Source organism: Dysosmobacter acutus (genome assembly GCF_018919205.1).
GTDB classification, from domain to species: Bacteria; Bacillota; Clostridia; order Oscillospirales; family Oscillospiraceae; genus Oscillibacter; species Oscillibacter acutus.
The window spans coordinates 2963924-2982718 of the sequence record NZ_JAHLQN010000001.1; the positions used below are offsets into that span (position 1 = coordinate 2963924).

At 57.4% G+C, this 18795-nt stretch carries 15 protein-coding genes and 1 tRNA gene; 8 read left to right on the top strand and 8 right to left on the bottom strand.

From position 1 onward, the window contains the following. Positions 1 to 208: 208 nt before the first annotated feature. Together yfbR and mtaB are read right to left on the bottom strand one after the other, a co-directional pair. Entirely contained in the window at positions 209 to 784 is a 576-nt protein-coding gene (yfbR, locus tag KQI82_RS14505; protein WP_216633407.1) for a 5'-deoxynucleotidase, read from the bottom strand. Continuing rightward, complete coding sequence (gene mtaB, locus KQI82_RS14510; RefSeq protein ID WP_216633408.1) at positions 781 to 2067, bottom strand: tRNA (N(6)-L-threonylcarbamoyladenosine(37)-C(2))-methylthiotransferase MtaB; 1287 nt, start codon at positions 2065 to 2067, stop codon at positions 781 to 783. Before mtaB ends, yfbR begins: the two co-directional genes overlap by 4 nt. Positions 2068 to 2316: 249 nt before the next feature. Between mtaB and KQI82_RS14515 the strand changes: the two genes are divergently transcribed. From KQI82_RS14515 to KQI82_RS14525, 3 genes are read left to right on the top strand one after another with little or no spacing between them, the layout of a single operon-like run. Then, positions 2317 to 3450 (top strand): cysteine desulfurase family protein, encoded by a 1134-nt coding sequence (locus KQI82_RS14515; RefSeq protein ID WP_216633409.1) that lies wholly within the window; start codon positions 2317 to 2319, stop codon positions 3448 to 3450. Between the two features lie 43 nt (positions 3451 to 3493). Next, positions 3494 to 4882 carry an MATE family efflux transporter gene (locus KQI82_RS14520; protein WP_216633410.1) on the top strand — a complete coding sequence of 463 codons (1389 nt, stop codon included), beginning with the start codon at positions 3494 to 3496 and terminating at the stop codon, positions 4880 to 4882. After that, a complete protein-coding gene (locus KQI82_RS14525; RefSeq protein ID WP_216633411.1) occupies positions 4879 to 5700 on the top strand; it encodes a putative RNA methyltransferase in 822 nt (273 codons plus the stop codon). Before KQI82_RS14520 ends, KQI82_RS14525 begins: the two co-directional genes overlap by 4 nt. A 99-nt stretch (positions 5701 to 5799) precedes the next feature. Here the strand turns inward: KQI82_RS14525 and KQI82_RS14530 are convergent, their stop codons facing one another. After that, the gene (locus KQI82_RS14530; protein ID WP_216633412.1) at positions 5800 to 6513 is read right to left on the bottom strand and encodes an SGNH/GDSL hydrolase family protein; all 714 of its coding nucleotides are present in this window, start codon (positions 6511 to 6513) and stop codon (positions 5800 to 5802) included. Between the two features lie 286 nt (positions 6514 to 6799). On the opposite strand from KQI82_RS14530, the gene KQI82_RS14535 reads away from it, so the two are divergent. Together KQI82_RS14535 and KQI82_RS14540 are read left to right on the top strand one after the other, a co-directional pair. Further along, a complete protein-coding gene (locus tag KQI82_RS14535; RefSeq protein WP_216633413.1) occupies positions 6800 to 7735 on the top strand; it encodes a PstS family phosphate ABC transporter substrate-binding protein in 936 nt (311 codons plus the stop codon). Then, positions 7732 to 8838 (top strand): hypothetical protein, encoded by a 1107-nt coding sequence (locus KQI82_RS14540; protein ID WP_216633414.1) that lies wholly within the window; start codon positions 7732 to 7734, stop codon positions 8836 to 8838. The genes KQI82_RS14535 and KQI82_RS14540 overlap by 4 nt, the downstream gene beginning before the upstream one ends. A 97-nt stretch (positions 8839 to 8935) precedes the next feature. Here the strand turns inward: KQI82_RS14540 and typA are convergent, their stop codons facing one another. The 3 genes from typA to KQI82_RS14555 form a co-directional block, all read right to left on the bottom strand. Further along, the gene (typA, locus tag KQI82_RS14545; protein WP_216633415.1) at positions 8936 to 10765 is read right to left on the bottom strand and encodes a translational GTPase TypA; all 1830 of its coding nucleotides are present in this window, start codon (positions 10763 to 10765) and stop codon (positions 8936 to 8938) included. Positions 10766 to 11046: 281 nt separating this feature from the next. Then, entirely contained in the window at positions 11047 to 11307 is a 261-nt protein-coding gene (locus KQI82_RS14550; RefSeq protein WP_216633416.1) for an HU family DNA-binding protein, read from the bottom strand. 163 nt (positions 11308 to 11470) lie between these two features. After that, a complete protein-coding gene (locus tag KQI82_RS14555; RefSeq protein WP_216633417.1) occupies positions 11471 to 12301 on the bottom strand; it encodes a response regulator in 831 nt (276 codons plus the stop codon). Positions 12302 to 12672: 371 nt separating this feature from the next. Here KQI82_RS14555 and KQI82_RS14560 point away from each other — a divergent pair. Next, a tRNA-Arg gene (locus KQI82_RS14560) sits at positions 12673 to 12749 on the top strand. 205 nt (positions 12750 to 12954) lie between these two features. Here the strand turns inward: KQI82_RS14560 and KQI82_RS14565 are convergent. Both KQI82_RS14565 and KQI82_RS14570 read right to left on the bottom strand, forming a co-directional pair. Next, entirely contained in the window at positions 12955 to 14343 is a 1389-nt protein-coding gene (locus KQI82_RS14565; protein WP_216633418.1) for a site-specific integrase, read from the bottom strand. 15 nt (positions 14344 to 14358) lie between these two features. Beyond that, the gene (locus tag KQI82_RS14570) at positions 14359 to 14568 is read right to left on the bottom strand and encodes a helix-turn-helix domain-containing protein (RefSeq protein WP_256319054.1); all 210 of its coding nucleotides are present in this window, start codon (positions 14566 to 14568) and stop codon (positions 14359 to 14361) included. 845 nt (positions 14569 to 15413) lie between these two features. On the opposite strand from KQI82_RS14570, the gene KQI82_RS14575 reads away from it, so the two are divergent. After that, positions 15414 to 16466 carry a YqaJ viral recombinase family nuclease gene (locus tag KQI82_RS14575; RefSeq protein WP_241426725.1) on the top strand — a complete coding sequence of 351 codons (1053 nt, stop codon included), beginning with the start codon at positions 15414 to 15416 and terminating at the stop codon, positions 16464 to 16466. Between the two features lie 22 nt (positions 16467 to 16488). Further along, positions 16489 to 18777, top strand: coding sequence for an SF1B family DNA helicase RecD2 (recD2, locus tag KQI82_RS14580; protein ID WP_216633420.1), 2289 nt, complete (start codon positions 16489 to 16491; stop codon positions 18775 to 18777). Positions 18778 to 18795 lie beyond the last annotated feature (18 nt).

Below are 18795 nucleotides of genomic sequence, written 5' to 3' on the forward strand. Positions count from 1 at the left end.
TATAGCAACATCCGTGCCAAATCCAATGTTTCAGACAAAAATCTGTTTAAATTTTTCAATTTTCCTGTAATTTAAGTACTTCAGCAGTCTACCCCCCCCCCCCCTAATTTTGGTATTTTCTTCCAATTTCAGAGGTGGAGTCTCTCTGTGAAGCGTCCCGGTTTTGCCATATCTGTCATAACTTCTGTCAATTTGTCACGGTAAAACACTACCTCAGTTCGTCCAGAGTCACACCAAAAGTATTTCCAAATTTCTCCAAAAACCAGGCCACCTCCGGCATCCGGTAGCTCTGAAGAGCGGACATGATCTCCAGTGCCGCCTGCTCAAATTCCTGGTTGCCGGCATGGAGCTCCTCCTGACACTTGAGATAGGCGGAGAGCTTGTCCGCCGCCTTGACAATTTTACGGACCTCCTCATCCTCCTCATGGAGGATGGGCGTATACGCCGGTTTCAGCTCCTCCGGCAGCCCCTGGAGCAGCTTGTCCTGGGCCACCACCTCCAGGGCCTTGTAGGCCTGCTGAATGGCCGGATTGTTGTATTTCACCGGCGTGGGCAGATCGCCGGTCAGTATCTCCGACGCGTCGTGGAACAGCGCCGCCGCCGCGCAGGCGTTGGGATCGGCCTTTTTGTGGAACACGTCCCGGCGGATGGTGGCCAGGGCGTGGGCCAGGACCGCCACCTGGTGGCTGTGCTCCTGCACGTTCTCCGGAAAGCTGTTGCGCATCAGCGCCCAGCGGGCAATGAAGCGCATGCGGAACATATAGGCAAAAAAGTAGTGTTTCATTCTTCTATCTCCCCTGTGAGTCCCTCTTCCTCCACGCCGGTGACGCGCACCATGCGCACCTTGTTGTGGAGATCGGCGCCCTTTGCAAACACCTCCATGTAATTGGGGGCGTGGCCCGCGAACCTCCCGTTTTTCTCCTGCTCAAAGAGCACCGGATACCGCTCCCCCACGCAGCCGGCCAGGTATTCCCGGTGCATCTGCCCCGCCGCTTCGGCGGCGGCCGCCGCCCTTGTCTCCTTTACCCGGGCGCTCACCTGGGGCCGCGCCGCGGCCGGGGTGCCGGGCCGGATGGAGTAGGGGAAAATGTGCATCTGGGCAAAGCCGCAGCTACGGATAAAGGCCATGGTCCGGGCAAACTCCTCCTCCGTCTCCTCCGGAAAGCCCACGATCAAATCCGTGGTGAGGGCGGGCCGGCGGAAGAAGCGGCGGAGCAGCTCCGCCGACTCCGCGTATCGTGCGGTATCATACTTGCGGTTCATGCGGCGCAGCGTATCGTCGCACCCGCTTTGCAGCGACAGATGGAACTGGGGGCACAGGTTTTCAAGGCGGACGGCGCGGCGGCAGAACTCCTCCGTGATGGTGCGGGGCTCCAGACTCCCCAGCCGGACGCGGCACTCCGGCGCGGCGGTGCAGACGGTCTCGATGAGGTCGATGAGGCTCTTTCCGTTTTTCAAATCCTGGCCCCAGGAGGAAATCTCAATGCCGGTGAGCACGATCTCCCGGTAGCCCTCTTCCTGCAGCCGGGCGGCTTCCCGTGCCGCGTCCTCCAGCGTCAGGGACCGCACCGGTCCCCGGGCATAGGGGATGATGCAGTAGGAGCAGAAGTTGACGCAGCCGTCCTCCACCTTCAGCATGGCCCGGGTCCGGTTGGGCAGGCCTCCGGCGCTGAGCAGCTCAAAGGTTCTGCGCTCGAAGCTCCGGTCCAGGGACTCCATGGGGCGGCGGTCCTCCATCTCCTGCTCCAGCAGGTCAAGAAATCCCATCCGGTCCCCGGTCCCGGCGATCAGGTCCACCGGCAGGGCCCGCACATCCTCCGGGTGGGTCTGGGCGTAGCAGCCGCAGATGGCCACCACCGACTCCGGGTGGGTCCGCCGGGCCCGGCTGACGACCTGGCGGGACTTCTGGTCGCTGACCGCCGTCACCGAGCAGGTATTCACCACGTAGGCGTCGGCGTCGGCGGCAAAGGGCACCACCGTGTGGCCCCGGCGCCGGAGCTCCTGCTCCATGGCCTGGGTCTCATATTGATTCACCTTGCAGCCCAAGGTGTAAATCGCCACTTTCATATGCTTTCTCCTTGCTATTTTCAAAAAACTCCTCTATAATAGAGAAATTGCGGAGATTTTCCGCACTTTTTCTTCCATTCGGCCGGTTTCCTCTGTAATTATCCCATTATACTGTGCTTTTCCCCCCGGGGCAAGCCGCATTTTACCTATGCGCGATATTTTCGCGATCTCCACCCGGAGCAGTCTCATAAAAGGCTTCGGGTCCCCCGGCGGAGTGCTTTTCAACCGTTGGATGTCAGGAGGGTTTTTATGATTTATCTGGATCACGCGGCCACCACCCCGGTGCCCAGGGCCGTGGCCGACGAGATGTACCGGGTGCTGACGGAGGAGTATGGAAACCCCAGCTCTCAATATCCCCTGGGCCGGCAGGCCGCGGCAGGGGTGGCCGGGAGCCGGCAGGTCATCGCCCAGGCCATGGGCTGTGCCCCGGAGCAGCTGCGCTTCACCTCCTGCGGCACGGAGTCCGATAACTGGGCCATCTCCGCCGCCCTCTATCAAAACCGGCACGTGGGCAGGCACATCATCACCACCGCCGTGGAGCACAGCGCCGTGTTGGAGCCCTGCCAGCGGCTGGCGCAGGAGGGCTATGAGCTCACCGTCCTCTCCCCGGACCGCCGGGGCAACATCACGGCGGAGCAGGTGGCCCAGGCCCTGCGGCCGGACACGGCGCTGATCTCCATGATGCTTGTGAACAACGAGCTTGGCACCGTATACCCTGTGGCCGAGGTGGCCGGACTGCTCCAAGGCGCCCAAAGCAGGGCCCTGCTCCACACCGACGCGGTCCAGGGCTTTTTGAAGACGGAATTCCCCCTGGCGGAGTCAGGAGCGGACCTCATCTCCATCTCCGCCCATAAGATCGGAGGCCCCAAGGGCATCGGCGCCCTCTATCTGGGCCGCCGGGTGCGCAATCCCCGGCCCCTGCTCCCCGGCGGCGGCCAGGAGGGGGGCCTCCGCTCCGGCACCGAGGCCACGGCCCAGATCGCCGGGTTCGCCAAGGCGGTGGAGCTGTGGTATACGGACCTTCCTTCCCGGCTGAGCCATCTGGACCGGCTGCGGCGCCACGCCCGGGAGCGGCTCACCGCCATCCCCGGCGTGCAGGTAGTGGGGGACGGAACCGCGCCCCACGTGCTGTGCGTGTCCCTGGAGGGCTACCCCAGCCAGAATGTGGTGGAGGACCTGGGCGCCCAGGGCATCTGCCTCTCCGCCGGCTCCGCCTGCCACAAGGGGCGACCCAGCCATGTGATTTCCGCGCTGAAATTGCCGAAAAAGGTGGCCGCCGGCGTGCTGCGCTTCAGCTTTGGACCCGAGACCACCTTTGAGGAGATCGACGATGCCGCCGCCGCGCTGCGCCGTCACCGGGAAACCCGGTTTCCCATGCTGTAAAAAAGCCTGATCCGATGAAAGGCAGGCTTTGGAAAGGACCGTTATGTTTCAGAGTCTCCGCCGTGAAAAAGGCTTTTACCGCCGCGTCTGGGCCCTGGCCCTGCCGCTGATCCTGCAAAACTTAATCACCACCTCCCTGGGCTTTGTGGATACCTTCATGGTGGGACTGTTGGGCAACGCGGAGATGGCCGCCGTCACCGCCGCCAACTCCCCCATCTTCCTGGTTCAGGTCATCATCTTCGGGCTCATGAGCGGCCTCACCGTACTGGTCAGCCAGTACTGGGGCAAGGGCGATGCGGACAACATCAACCGCTGCATGGGTGTGGCGCTGTACATCGGCGTCATTTTATCCTCCGCGGTGGCCGTCACGCTGCTGCTCTTTCCCGCCGGCGTGCTGAACCTGGTCACCGACAACCAGTCCCTGATCGTGTTAGGCACCCCCTATATCCGCATCGTGGGCATCTCCTATATTTTCAACAGCATCAGCTCCGTATACGTGGCCATGCAGCGCAGCACCGAAAACCCCGCCTTCGGCATGAAGGTGTTCTGCACCTCCATGCTGGTGAACACCGGGCTCAACTACCTGCTGATCTTCGGCAAGTTGGGCTTCCCGGCCCTGGGGATCACCGGCGCCGCCATCGCCACCCTCTCCTCCCGTGTGGTGGAGTTCCTCATTGTGTTGGTGTACAGCGCTCTCAATTCCAGAATCCCCCTGCGCCTTTCCCGGGTGCTCCACCCGGGCGGCGAGATTCTGCGCAGCTTCCTCCACTACGCCACCCCGGTCATCTGCAACGAGGCCCTCTGGGGCCTGGGCACCACGGTTCTGACGGCTATCATGGGCCACATGGCGGTCAGCACGGAGTTTTTGGCCGCTTACGCCATCATGGGCAACATCGACAAGTTCTCCACCGTGGCCTGCTTCGGTCTGGCCGGCGCCACCGCCGTCATCGTGGGCAAGCGCATCGGCGAGGGAGCCGGAAAGGAGGAGGTCTACAGCCTTGGAATCTGTCTGCTGGCCCTGGCCACCGGCGTGGGCTTTGTGATCGCCGTTGCCCTTGGGATCTTGCTGCCCACCTTCTTTATTCCGGTGCTCTATCCGCTCTTCAAGCTCACCGAGACCGCCATGGAGATCGCGGTCACCATGTGCATCGTCTACATTGTGGTCATGCCCATGCGGGCCTTTGACATTTCAAACATCACCGGGCTGCTCCGGGCCGGCGGCGATGCCCGGATGGCCTCGGTCATCGACCTTGCGCCCCTGTGGTGCTTTGCCATCCCCCTGACCGCCCTGCTGGCCCTTGTGCTGAACGCGCCCATCCCCCTGGTGTGCCTTTCGCTGCAAAGCGAGAACTTCAGCAAGATGCCCCTTGGGGTGGCGCGGCTGCGGAGCCGGAAGTGGATCAACGACATCACAAGAGGGGACCGGTCATGAGCCTTTTCTGCTGTCCGGTCTGCGGCCTGCCTCTGACCAGAGGTTCCTCCGCTTTCCGCTGCCCCCGGGGCCACAGCTATGATATCGCCCGGGAGGGCTACACCCACCTGCTGATTGCCAACCGCAAGCATTCCGCCGATCCCGGAGACGACAAGGGCATGGCCGCCGCCCGGCGGGAGTTTCTCTCTATGGGCTACTACCGTCCCCTGTTGGACGCGCTGTGCGGCCTGGCCATACGCCATACGGGAGAAGCCCCCCGGGTGTTGGACGCGGGCTGCGGGGAGGGCTACTACACCTCCGGCCTCTTTCACGCCCTGGTCCAGGCCGGGAAAGCGCCCGTCATAGCGGGCATCGACATCTCCAAATCCATTCTCCGTTCCGCCGCCCGGCGAGAGAAGGCCGTGGAGTTCGCCGTGGCCTCCTCCTATCATCTGCCGCTGCCAGACGGCTCTGTGGACCTGCTGCTGAACTGCTTCTCCCCCCTGGCTCTGGAGGAGTTCACCCGCGTGGTGCGCGGCGGCGGCTTCTTTTTCTATGTAGTTCCCGCCGTCCACCACCTTTACGAGATGAAGCAGATTCTCTACGACGATCCCTACCCCAATGAGGAGAAGGAGACGCCCTACCCCGGCTTCACCTACGAATCCATTGTACCGGTGGACTTCACAATGCATCTCACCTGCCAGCGGGACATTCACAATCTCTTCCAGATGACGCCCTATTACTGGAAAACGCCGAAATCCGGCGCGGAGCGTCTCTTGGCGATAGACGCGCTGACCACCCGGGCCGGCTTTCGCATCCATGTTTTCCGCAGGAACTGAACATACGAAAAGGCCGTGGACTTTCGTCCACGGCCTTTTTCTCCGGAAATCTCACAGGCCAGGCGGCGATGCGTGCATCCGCCGCCTGGCACATAAAGTTTACGCCTCTATCAGCTCCCGCTTTTCGTACCGGGCGGCAAAATCCTCAAAGGCCTCCGTGATCAGCTGCTGGCCCCGGGAGTTGGGATGGGTCCCATCGGCGCAGATCAGATCGCCGATGCGGCCATGGTGCAAAAACGTCCGCCGGACGTCCACCAGCGGCACCTGTTCCGCCCGGGCCACATCCTCCACCGCCCGGGAGTAGTTCTCCTGGTGGGCGTAGATGTTCACCACGCCGCCCATCCAGCGCAGGACATTCTCCTGATTGAGGTCCCGGCACCACCAGTCAAAAAAGCGCTGAGGCTCCAAGGGCGGCAGTGTGGTGACAATGGGCACAATGCCCCTCTCCTTCAGCTTGCCGATCAACCGGCGGTACCGCTCCACAAATTCTTCCATTGGCACCGCCGGGAGGTGGACGCCATCCGGGTCCTCCGCAATCTCGGCCCATTTGTAGTCGCAGTCGTTCCCGCCGAAGTCCATCACCACCGCGTCGCAGGCCATCCCCCGCTCCAGCATCCGCTCTATCAGCTTTGCTCCCTTTATGATCGTGCAGCCGAAGTGGGAGTGATTCTCAATCTCCAGCGCATAGTCCCGGGCAATCCGGCGGCTGTCCATCTCGTTCTTTGTGATATATTTTCCAGTCCGCGGGTCCACCTGAATCCCTTTCAAAATGGAATCCCCCACCACCTGAATGTCATGCAGCCGCTTCACCATGCGTTTCACCGGTCCTTAATAATATGGTTTTTATAATTATATTATATGCTAATAAATATCATATGTCAAGATAATAAGCAGACTGTCCTTTCATCTGTTTACCGCTTGCCGCGGGCGGGCCCAATTGTTTCTTGAAGCACGCCACGCCCTGTGATAGAATATTTACCACCATCCTTCCTTCGTATACCTGATTTATACTTTGGCAGCGGCCATCAGAGAGTGGAAAAACAGAACCGTCATATTGCAGCAGCCCACGGCTGCAGATTGAAAAAGGAGGTTTCCCGTGATGCGCAAACATGCCGCAAAACACACTCTGGCCGCGTGGCTGACGGCGGTCCTGTGCCTGAGCGCCTGTGCCGGCCCCTCTTCCCCATCAGCTTCCGGTCAGGAGCCCGACGACGCGCCGGAATCGTTTATCTTTACGCGGGAGAATTTTCCCCGGCTGGACGGCTCCACCTCCACCGCGCCCATGGCGGAGGCGGTGTGCGCCGTATTGCTTGGGGAGAGCCGGGAGGCTGTATCGGACCTGGTCCGCTTCTCCAAGACCACCAATGCCTACTACAACCTGATGGAGGGCAACGCGGACCTTCTGATCGTAGGCGAACCCAACGCGGATATATTGGCTGAGAAGGAACGCACTGGTTTTCAGTGGGAGCAGACGCCCTTTGCCACCGACGCCTTCGTGTTTGTGGTCAACGAAGAGAACCCTGTGGACTCCATCACAGTGGAGGAGGCGCGGCGCATCTATACCGGCGAGATCACCAACTGGAGAGAATTGGGCGGCGAAGACCAGGCGATCGTCCCCTTCCAGCGCAACAGCGAAGCGGGGAGCCAGGCCCTGATGGAAAAGTTAGTGATGAAGGGCACGCCCATGATGGAGCCCCCCACCGGATACGTGGTGGGCACCATGGGCCAGCTGATGGAGGCGGTGAAGAGCTATGACGGCTCCCCCGGCGCCATCGGCTACAGCGTTTACTACTATGCAGAGGAGATGAAGATGGCCCAGGGCCTCAAGCTGCTGGCGCTGGAGGGCGTGGAGCCCAATCCGGAAACGATCCGGGGGGAAACCTATCCTCTGCGCAACCCCAAATATGTGGTCATCCCCGCCGACGCGGAGGAGGACGCCCCCAACCGCGTCCTCTATAACTGGCTCATCGGCAAGGAAGGGCAGCGGTTGGTGGCCCAGGAGGGCTATGTGTCCATTCTGGAGGCGCGGCCATGAAAAAAGCGGCCCTTGCGGCGGCCCTCTGCCTGCTGCTGACCGCCTGCTCCGCCGGAAGCTCCAGTCATCCCCTGGAGCCGGGACAGGATGGGCTTCGCGTGCATACCGACTGGTCGCAGCTTGACAAACGGAGGGACCTGCCCCAGCCGGTTGGGAGCCGTTGGTATGCCGAATACACCGATCATCTGATTCCCCGGGAGGACTATGGGCAATTGATCCCCTACGCCGGCCTTCGTCTGATGGATGACTGGCCCGCCCGGGACGGCTGCCTGTACGGTCTGATGACCCGGGAGGGCAAGGTGGTCTCCGACCCCGTGTACAGCGCGGTCTATCGCCCCGGCGGCTATGACGCCTCCGGCCGGTGGCAGCCTCTTCCCCTGCTGATTCTGGAACAGGGGGACCCCTCCGCGGAGGAAGGTTCTTGGGATCCAAGCATATGCGCCGTGGCCGCCGGTGACGGCAGATGGTGCACGCCCTTTGACTACCGCACCCTGTCCGCCGGTGCGCAGGGCCTTCTCCTGTTCCAGCCGGACAGCTTCACGGTGATGGCCCCGGATGGCGCAATCCGGCGGGTCTGGACAGTGGAGGAGATGGGTATCTCCCAGGGGGCGTTCGACTCCCTCCTCTCCGACGTCGTCTGGGGTGAGGGAATCGGAGGAGAGTGGGTGGAGGACTATATGGCGATAGGTTGGGAAGAGGACAGGGGCGGCGAAGCCCTCCGGGCCTTTGACCTTGTCACCGGAGAAATCAGAGTCTTCACCATGGAGACGTGGATCGGGATGGGGGACCAACTCCATGAGATGCCGGAGGAACCGGGGCCCGCCGTGCCCAATGCGGATCGGCTGCGGGACCAGCTGCTGGGCGATGACGCGCCGGGGCTGCTGGTGGTGGCGGACTATGCAACGGCCGATGCGCCCCGCATCTATTACCGGGAGGATGGAACGCCGCTCCCCCAATTTACGCTGTATGGAAACAGATGGTATGAACAGGTCTCCGTGGTGGGCGGCCTCATCGAGGTGCTGGATTGGAACACGGCGTCCTATTACGATCTGGATACGCTGGAATGCCGGTTCCGCACGTACCTGGGCTATGAGAATGATTGACGGAACCGCTCTCCTCCGGCGCCGCGGATGCAGCGCCAGAGATGCGGCGTCAGAAAAAGGAAAAGACGCGCATCTTTGTAAGATGCGCGTCTTTTTGCTATTTTTTCCCGCCGTGGAGGGATTTCATACGCTTTTCGTGATCCAGAATACGCTTGCGAATCCGCAGGCTCTGGGGCGTCACCTCCAGCAGCTCGTCGTCCGCCAAAAACTCCAGGCACTGCTCCAGGCTCATCTGTCTGGGTGGAACCAAACGCAGCGCGTCGTCGGAGCCGGAGGCGCGGGTATTGGTCAACTGCTTCTTCTTGCAGACGTTCACCGTGATGTCATCCGACTTGGGGGACTGGCCCACCACCATGCCGCCGTAGACCGGCACGCCAGCGCCGATGAACAGCGTGCCGCGCTCCTGGGCATTGTAGAGGCCGTAGGTGATGGACTCACCCGTCTCAAAGGAGATGAGAGAGCCGGTGCCCCGGCGCTGGATGTCCCCCTTGTAGGGAGCATAGGAGTCGAACACCGAGGCCATGATGCCCTCGCCCTTGGTGTCGGTGAGAAACTCGTTGCGGTATCCGAACAGCCCCCGGGCGGGAATCAGAAACTCAATCTTCATCCGGTCGCCAATGGGCGTCATCTCCGCCATGTCGCCCTTGCGGGAGCCTAACTTCTCAATGACGCTGCCCACATACTCGGAGGGCACGTCCACCACAAGCCGCTCAATGGGCTCGCAGGTCTTCCCGTCGATCTCCTTATAGAGGACGCGGGGCGGGGACACCTGGAACTCATAGCCCTCCCGGCGCATGGTCTCAATGAGGATGGACAGGCTCATCTCTCCCCGGCCGGCCACGTTGAAAGAGTCGGTGGCGTCCTCGATCTCGCTGACCCGCAGCGAGACATCCTTCAGCGTCTCCCGCTGCAGCCGGTCCCGGATCTGGCGGGAGGTGACGAACTTCCCCTCCCGGCCCGCAAAGGGCGAGTCGTTGACGGAGAAGGTCATCTCAAGGGTGGGGGCGGATATCTTCACAAAAGGCAGCGGCTCCACACAGCCCGGCGCGCAGATGGTGTCGCCGATGGTGATATCGCCGATGCCGCTCATGGCGATGATATTGCCGGCGGTGGCCTCGGTGACGGGCTTGCGGCCCAGCCCCTCAAACTCATACATGGAGACGGCCTTGGCCTTTTTGGCCGGGGCGTCCGGGTCATGGTAGTTGCACACTGCGATCTCCTGGTTCTGCTTCAGCGTGCCCCGCTCCACACGGCCGATGGCAATCCGGCCCACAAAGTCGTTGTAGTCGATGGAGGACACCAGCATCTGGAAGGGCTGTTCCACATCGGCCTCCGGCCCGGGAATATACTCAAGGATGGTCTCAAAGAGCGGCACCAGGTCCGTTCCCGCCACGTCGGGGGAATAGGAGGCCGTGCCGTTGCGACCGGAGCAGAACAGCATGGGGGAATCCAGCTGCTCCGGCGTGGCGTCCAGGTCCATCAGCAGCTCCAGCACCTCGTCCACCACCTCATGGATGCGCTGGTCCGGGCGGTCAATCTTGTTGACCACCACGATGACCCGGTGCCCCAGTTCCAGGGCTCGGCTGAGCACAAAGCGGGTCTGGGGCATGGGGCCCTCGGCGGCGTCCACCAGCAGAATAACGCCGTTGACCATCTTCAGGATGCGCTCCACCTCTCCGCCGAAATCGGCGTGGCCCGGGGTGTCCACCACATTGATCTTCACATCTTTATATGCAATGGCCGTGTTTTTGGCCAAGATGGTAATGCCCCGCTCCCGCTCCAGGTCGCCGGAGTCCATCACCCGGTCCACCATCTCCTGGTTTTCCCGGTAGGCGCCGCCCTGCTTGAGCATCTCGTCCACCAGGGTGGTTTTTCCATGGTCAACGTGGGCAATGATGGCAATATTCCTCAAATGTTTGTTCTGCAAAATAGAAGCCCCTTTCTCTATGGCCTGCTTGTCCGTCCGGCCCGCAATGGATCGGCGCAAATCTCAACACCGACGCAATATTATATTCTATTATCCGCACTTTTTCAAGCATAAATTCCCGCATTTTGGAAAAAATCCCGGCCTTTTTCCGTTTGTTTGATAAAAACAGCTTAAAGAGCTATTTTTTACGGCATATGGCCCGTGCCGGGCCATGCCTGTTATTTCAGCCGCGCCGCAAAACAGAACAAGAGGACGGCGCCCCGTCGCCGTCCTCTTCTCTTTCAGCCCGCGATCTTTGCTTTGCCGGCCATATTCTTCAGCCGCTTGCGCAGCGTGCCCGACGGCCGGAAGGTAATCTCTTTCCGGCGGTCCTGCTTTTCTTTGACCACCAGACTTCCAAGGCAGCTGTCCAGCGGAATAAACCGTTCGGTCTGGGTCGCCTCCGCAATGGTGTCAAACAGCGCGGACATCATCTTCTCCACCTGCTCCGGGCTGGAATCTGTTTTCTCTGCCACGCGTTTCACCAGATACTCAGTGCCCATGGTTCAGCCCTCCTTTTTCCCTCATCTGCGGCATGAGGCAAACTTTTACAAGATAGAGTATAGCAGGCCGGCAATAAAGGAGGCGTAAATCCACTCGAATATATGCGTAAATCGCACGTAAATTAAACGTAAATTTATAATTTTTGTATACTTTGACGGCAGGTTATTCCTTCTGGTGCAGCATCATCAGCTTAATCTGCTTAAACTCCTGCATCTGAAAAATCATCGGTTCGCTCCAGCTGTAATCCGACATGAACTCATCCCGGAAGCGGTAAAGCGCTTCCTCATCGCCTCTCCAAAAATCGTAGAGATCGCAGCTGACCTCTGAAACGCGGATATAGCAGGACTGCCGCTCCCGGACAAAAATCCGCTCCACACCAAGCTTGTGCAGGAATTCCTTCAGCTTTTTAACGGTCATCCGGTAGTTTGCAGCGGTGGAACTGCGGTTTTTGGAACCGGCCCAAATCTTGTCAATGGCCTCTGAGCTGGAAACCTCGCCCCCTTCTCTGCTGACGCAAAGCGCCAGAAGCTCTTTGGCTTTAGCGCTGTGAAATACCACCAGCTGGCCGTCTATGTACATGTCAAACCGTCCAAAGGTGCGGAACATCACCTTCCGGCTCAGATTGTCCGAATTTCCGTACTGGCCCAGGGCCTTCTCAAGGATATCCAACACGTCCCGCCGGTTATAGGGCTTGCATAAAATATAGCCTGCCCGCTGATGCAGTGCTTCGATGGCACAATCGTCATAGGCAGTCAAATAGATAAGAATCAAATTCGGATTCAGCGTTTTCAGTTTTTCACCCAGTTCCAAACCCGACATCTGCGGCATCGACAGGTCAAGAAAAGCCAGCTCCACAAAGTTTCTCCGCGCATACTCCAGTGCCTCCAGCGGAGAGGTGAATACCTTCATACTCTCCACTCCCGGCAAATTCGCACAGGCCGCTTCGAAAAACCGGACCATCAAGGGCTGATCATCCACCATAATCGCCTTCATGCTCTCTCCTCCTTTGCTTCATCCTTGGGCGCTCTCGCTCCGACAGGCAGCAAAGCCTTGCGCTATGTGCATTTTCTCGTATCATACTCTATTTGTTTAAATTCTGTCAACCTTGTCGCATCTCTGTATTTTCCTGCCTGAACCGATGATTTTCCTTGAAATGACAAGCTTTTTATGCTATAGTAACAAAGTATTCGATTGCTTTGTTGAAAACTGCGTCAAAATCCAAAAGGCGAAAAATTTTCCGCCCCTGGATTTTGCGTGCGTTTTCCAGGTCTCCGGTTCCATGCGCCCGTAGCTCAGCTGGATAGAGCGACCGCCTCCTAAGTGTGAGGTGGTCGCTCACCCTGCGAGCATAAAACTAAATACTGGCCTCGGTAGCTCAGTTGGATAGAGCGACTGCCTCCTAAGCAGTAGGCCGCTGGTTCAAGCCCAGTCCGGGGTGCCAAAAACGCTGTAATCTCAATGGATTTCAGCGTTTTTGCTTTTCTTGGCTCACCCCGAAAAAGCAACTGCTTTGTGATTTGAAATGCAACTTATTTCCAGACTGTTCCCTGCTGGACTCGAACGATTTTCGAGAAATCTGCTAATGAAATTCGGATTCTGCTAATGAACCCTGCCGTGGTGTTTTATAGTCGTTTCGAGTCCTCCCGTTACCCTGCGTGCAAAAGGGCTTTCAGTTGGCGGGCAAGTTCGGGATTTTCCTGAAGCTGTGCAAGAAGCGACTGGAGGTTTAGGTCGGGAGCCGGTTCCGGTTTCGGCGGATTCAGTTCCTGCTCCACGCGCCGCATATCCGGGTTCGCATAGAATGCGACCTCAAACTTCTGCGCGTTGATTTTCCGCTCCTCATCCAGAATATGCGCATAAACTTCTGTAACCATAGACGCCTGCGCATGGCCGGTATCCCCCTGCGTGGCCTTAATGTCACCATGATTGAGCTTCAGCTTATAGGTGGTGCTTGAGTGCCGCAAAGAATGAAAGACTACATTCGGGAGGTTCGCTGACTTTTTCAGCCGTTCAAACTGATTCCCGATTACCCTGTCTTCGCAGGGCCGCCCGGTTTCCAAAGCTAAAACAAGATTATAGTCGGCATACTCGTCACCCATAATTTCTTTGAGCTTGTCCTGCTTTTGATGCCAGTCCCGAAGAATATACGCAAGGGTCTTCGGCAGCCATACCTTCCGGATACTGGTTTCCGTCTTAGGTCGTTTGAGCACAAGCCGTGTTGTCGATTTGGCTTTCACGATCCGCGGGAACATAAAGATGATGTCTTTCTCTCCGAGCGCGTCAATCGCACGTTGATCGACACGCGCTAATTCCTTGTTGACAATGATATGGGCATCGTCTTTTGCAATGTCCGAATCGGAAATGTGAACACAATCCCATGTCAGCCCTGTGATCTCGCCCATGCGCAGTGAACAGGCGAACGAAAGGTTGATTGCAACATACAGTTTCCCCTCAGAGCAGTTATCCAGAGCCTGTCTGATAATGTCAGCCGTCCAGATAGCGCGAGGATTTTTCTCTTTCTTGGGAAGAAGAACATCGTCAAACGGATTCTTCGGAACCATATCCCATCGGACGGCCTGGCGGAAAGCGCAGTGCAGCACCTTGCACACTTTTTCAATCGTGTTGGGCGGCAAGAATTCCGAGCGTGCGTTTCGGTATGTTGTGCTGACGGGTTTCATCTTTTGCAGTTGGGCGATGAAGCTGTCTACGGTACGCCTTGTCACATCCTGGACATTCATATCGCCAATGACTGGATTGATGTAATTGTTGATGATCCCGGTGTTTCCAGAGTAGGCTGAAAGCCCCCACCGCTTTGAACCGTAGAGTTCAACAAAATCTGCCAGGAAGTCACGGACAGTTACGCTGGATGGCGGAATGAAGGTTCCGTTGTTCATTTCATTCTCTACCTGTGCTTTTCTGGCCGCAGCCTCCTTCTTTGTTCCATAGGTTTCCCACTTCTGCCTTTTGACATCGGCAGAATCCGTATAGGTATATACGACGGCATACTTTTTACCGCGTTTTTGAATTGATGCCATAGCTCATGGCTCCTTTCAGGTATTGTCTCTGCCATCAAGCCAATCATCGAAAGCCTTCTTTGATATTCTCAGCCTGGTTCCAATCCGTACACATTTGAAGGTGCCGTTAGCACACATGTTATAGACGGATTTTTTGCTGACACCGAGAATTTCCGCTACTTCCATAACGGAATAGCTTCTTTTTTCAGAGTTGGCTTTAAGGCCGTTTGTATTTATCTCAGCCACAGAGGGCCTCCTTTCTTTGGTGGCTGGGGAAAAGAGCCTGTGATGTCCTCACAAATATATTATACGGATTTTCCCCACTATCACCAACAAGTAAATTACATTAGGTTCTAATCCAAGTTCGATTCCCAATTCCAGGCCATTTCCTGCGCCCTCGCTTCAGGCCGCGTATTTGCAGGCTGCCGCTGTGCGGCACTTCCCCGGCAGGTACGCAAACGCATACTGTCAGCCGATCCTGTATAACTCCCGGACAAATCGATGCAGCCGCATTTGGGGGCGGCGTTTTCAAGGTTCAATAGGTGGTTTTTACCGTTCACAAAATAAATACGGGGCCATGTCCGTATTTTTTGCACGTACGCCAGAAAAACTAAATATAGTATTTTTATATTGACTTATACAATATATTGTGTTACACTTTGCCCGTAAATGAGTTTTGCGCAATTTCCCTTTGGGCATAGGTCAATGATCTGTGTGTGGAGCAATCCACCTGCGCACGTTGTCAGGTTTGTACGTTTTTGTCAGTAGTATTGCTGTGCCATGAAAGCCGGCTGCTGCTGGCTTTTTTGTTTTACGGGGCACCGTCCCATACTGCGGGAATGACGAGAGTTTGCTGTCAGGCAAACATACTGGATTTTACCAGAATCGTTGTTCCCGCTTTTTTGCGCCCAAATGCCGAAAGGCTTTGAGGATATATCATCAAGAAAGGTGGAAACAAGAAATGAAATTCAGACGAAAATGGAAACCCGGAGGACATCATAGACGTTCCTTCCGACCGTACCACAGGTACAGAGAGAAGCGGCTTTTGAATAAGCCGCGTATCAAATATGAAACCGAGGAGGAATGCATCCATGGAAAACGCAAAGTGTTACGCTCCGCAAATTCTCGTCGGTACAGAAGGTCTGCCGCGTGAACAATGGCTGGAATACCGGCGCAAGGGCATCGGCGGAAGTGACGCCGCTGCCGTTCTCGGAATTTCACCATTCCGTACCGGGCGGGATCTCTACTATGACAAGCTGAATATCGTCACAGCGGATGATGCCGAAAACTGGGTCCAGTTGGAGGTTGGAACTCTGCTGGAGCCACTGGTTGCCAAGATCTTCGCTCATAAGACGGGCTATAAGATCTACCGCCGGCCTTTCATGTTCCGGCATCCCCAATATCCTTGGATGCTGGCGGATCTGGATTACATGGTGGAGCTGCCGGACGGTACATCAGCCATCCTTGAGATCAAAACCACGAATTATAACGCCAAGGATAACTGGTGGTACAACGGCGAGGAAATCGTTCCTATCTACTACGAATCGCAGGGGCGGCACTACATGGCGGTCATGAACATTGACCGGGTCTACTTCTGCTGCCTTTACGGAAATTCGGAAGACGAGGCGATGATCCGCCGTATCGACCGTGACATGGCCTATGAAGAAGAACTGATTGCTTTGGAACGGGACTTCTGGGAGAATCATGTCCTCACAAAAACGCCGCCTCCCTATGTGGAAGCGGACGGTGACCTGATCCTCGAAAGCCTGCGGCGAAAGATAGGACCGGCGGACAAGGACGCGCCGCCTGTGCTGTTGGGACAGACACAGTTTGGGCAGCTGTCCATGCTTCTTTCCCTGCAAGAGAAGAAAAAGACGTTGGCGGCTGAAGTGAACAAGCTGGAAAAGGACATTAAACGGCTGAAGGGTATGCTCATCGAGAAAATGGGCACAAGCTGCACCGCCGTGTATAACGGTTCTGCGGAGAGCTACACCATAACCTACAATCCGGTACGCTCCGCAGGCATATCGAAGGACGCCTTAGAGCGTTTGAAGGACGAACACCCTGATATTTACGATCAGTATGTCACGGTGTCTGAATGGCGAAGATTCCATGTGAAAAAAGCTGCTTTGCAGGCAGCGTGAAAAGAAACGGAGGTGATGTGCTGTGAGCATTGTTGCAGCACTGGACAAGGTACTGTTTTTCAATGCGTCCAGCAAATATTCTGTCCTTCGGATGAAAACGGAGGACAGCAGCGTACCCACAGAGGCCCGGAGTCCCTATCGCTATCACGACCACCTGATCCGCTTTACCGCCGTCGGCATCGAATTGCCGCAGACGGATACGGTGAAGATCGAGATGGATGGAGAGTGGAAGGACGGAAAATACGGGCTTCAGCTTCAGGTCGATCATTGGCAGGAGATCGTGCCGCCCACATTGGAGGGCGTCCGCAATTATCTTGCCTCCGGTCTGCTGAAGGGCATCGGAGAAAAGACCGCCGACGCGATCATTGAAAAGTTTGGCATCAATGCTCTGGAGATTCTGGAACATCAGCCAGACCGGCTTCTTGAGATTCGCGGCATTACGAAGGAACGGCTTGCAGAGATCAAGGACGCCTATGCGGAAACCAGCCGGATGCGTGTCCTGATGACCCTGCTGGCCCCGTTCAAGGTCACGCCGACGACCGCGCAGAAGATTTATCAGCATTTCGGCCCTTCCTGTGCGGACATCGTGAGACAGAGTCCCTTCAATCTCTGCCAGGTGCCGGGATTCGGTTTTAAGCGTATTGACGCCATCGTGCAAAAATCCGGTGGAGATCTGCGTGATCCGAAGCGCGTCCACGGTGCGCTCTTTTATGCGCTGGAGGACGCACGGACAAAGGACGGGCATCTCTATCTGGAGGCGGAGGCTTTGCTGAAAGCGGCTATGCAGCTGCTCAATGAGCGGATACCCCTCCCGCAGATGCGCGTCCCCATGAGCCAGGTCGAACAGGAGCTGTCTGCCATGATCCGGCAGGATGAGGTGGTATCGAACCACGGCAATGTGTATCTGCCCAAGCAATTCCTGCAGGAGAGCGAAACCGCACAGAAAGCGGTAGAGCTGTTTCTGGCAAAGCCGACGGTGGTGGACATTACGCAGCCGTTGGAGCGAGTAAAGAATAGCTTAGGGCTCAACCTGTCCAAACGCCAGTCAGAAGGCGTGGAGATGGTGTTCCGGCATAACCTGTCCATCATCACAGGCGGCCCCGGCACCGGCAAGACCACTGTTCTGAAAACGGTGATCGAGGTGTACCGTCAGCTCTATCCACGGCAGAAGATCGTACTCGGAGCGCCCACAGGTAAGGCGAGCCGGCGTATGGCGGAGGCAACGGGGATCGATGAAGCACAGACGCTCCACAGCATCCTGGGGCTTCACGGTGATTCGGAATCCAAGAAAGACCGGGAACGGAAACCGCTGGAGGCAGGGCTCCTGATCGTGGATGAGACTTCCATGGTCGATATGTGGCTGATCCACCAGCTCTTTTCGCGTTTGCGTCCCGGAACCAAAGTCCTTTTGGTCGGTGACGCGGACCAGTTAGAGAGTGTGGGCGCCGGTGACGTATTTCACGAGCTGATCGGCTCCGGCGTTGTGCCAGTCACGGTGCTGGATGAGATCTTCCGTCAGGCACAGGACAGCCTGATCGCCCACAATGCCCGGTTTATCAACGAGGGTAAAACGACGCTCTACTATGGTGAGGACTTTGCCTTTCATAAGGCAGAGAGCCAGGAGGAGACTGCCGGCATCATCCGTGAGCTGTATCAGGAGCAGATCGCCGCAAAAGGGATCGAGCAGGTGGAGATTTTATCGCCGTTCCGCTCTGAGGGCGAGGCATCGGTCAACAGCCTGAATGAAGCTATCCGCGAGGAGATCAACCCCGCATCGCCGGACACACCGGAGATCGTGTACGCCGGAAAGATATTCCGCCTCAATGACCGCGTGATGCAGATGCGGAATAATTACGACATCAAGCTGTATGACCGCTCCGGCAAGCAGGTCGGCGAGGGTGTTTTCAACGGTGACATCGGCACGATCCGCAAGATCAGCGGTACCAATGTCGTGATCGAGTTTGACGGCCGCTATATGGATTGCCCGCAGGTGCTTCTGGATGATTTGGAGTTGTCCTATGCCATTACGATCCACAAATCTATGGGCTCAGAGTATGATACGGTCATTATTCCACTGCTGGCTGCCCATAATGTGCTCCTGACGCGGAATCTTCTCTATACGGCCATCACCCGTGCCAAGCGGCGGGTGCTGCTGGTGGGTGAAAAAAGGGCGCTGTATATGGCGATCCATCGGAGCCGAAAAGGAAAACGCAATACCATGCTGGGCGAACGCATCGCCCTCTACTATAAGGCGGTCACGCGCAAGGCCCTCCGCAGCGAAGAGGGCGAGGAATGGCAGCGTGCCAGTTAATGTGAGATGAATGTGCAA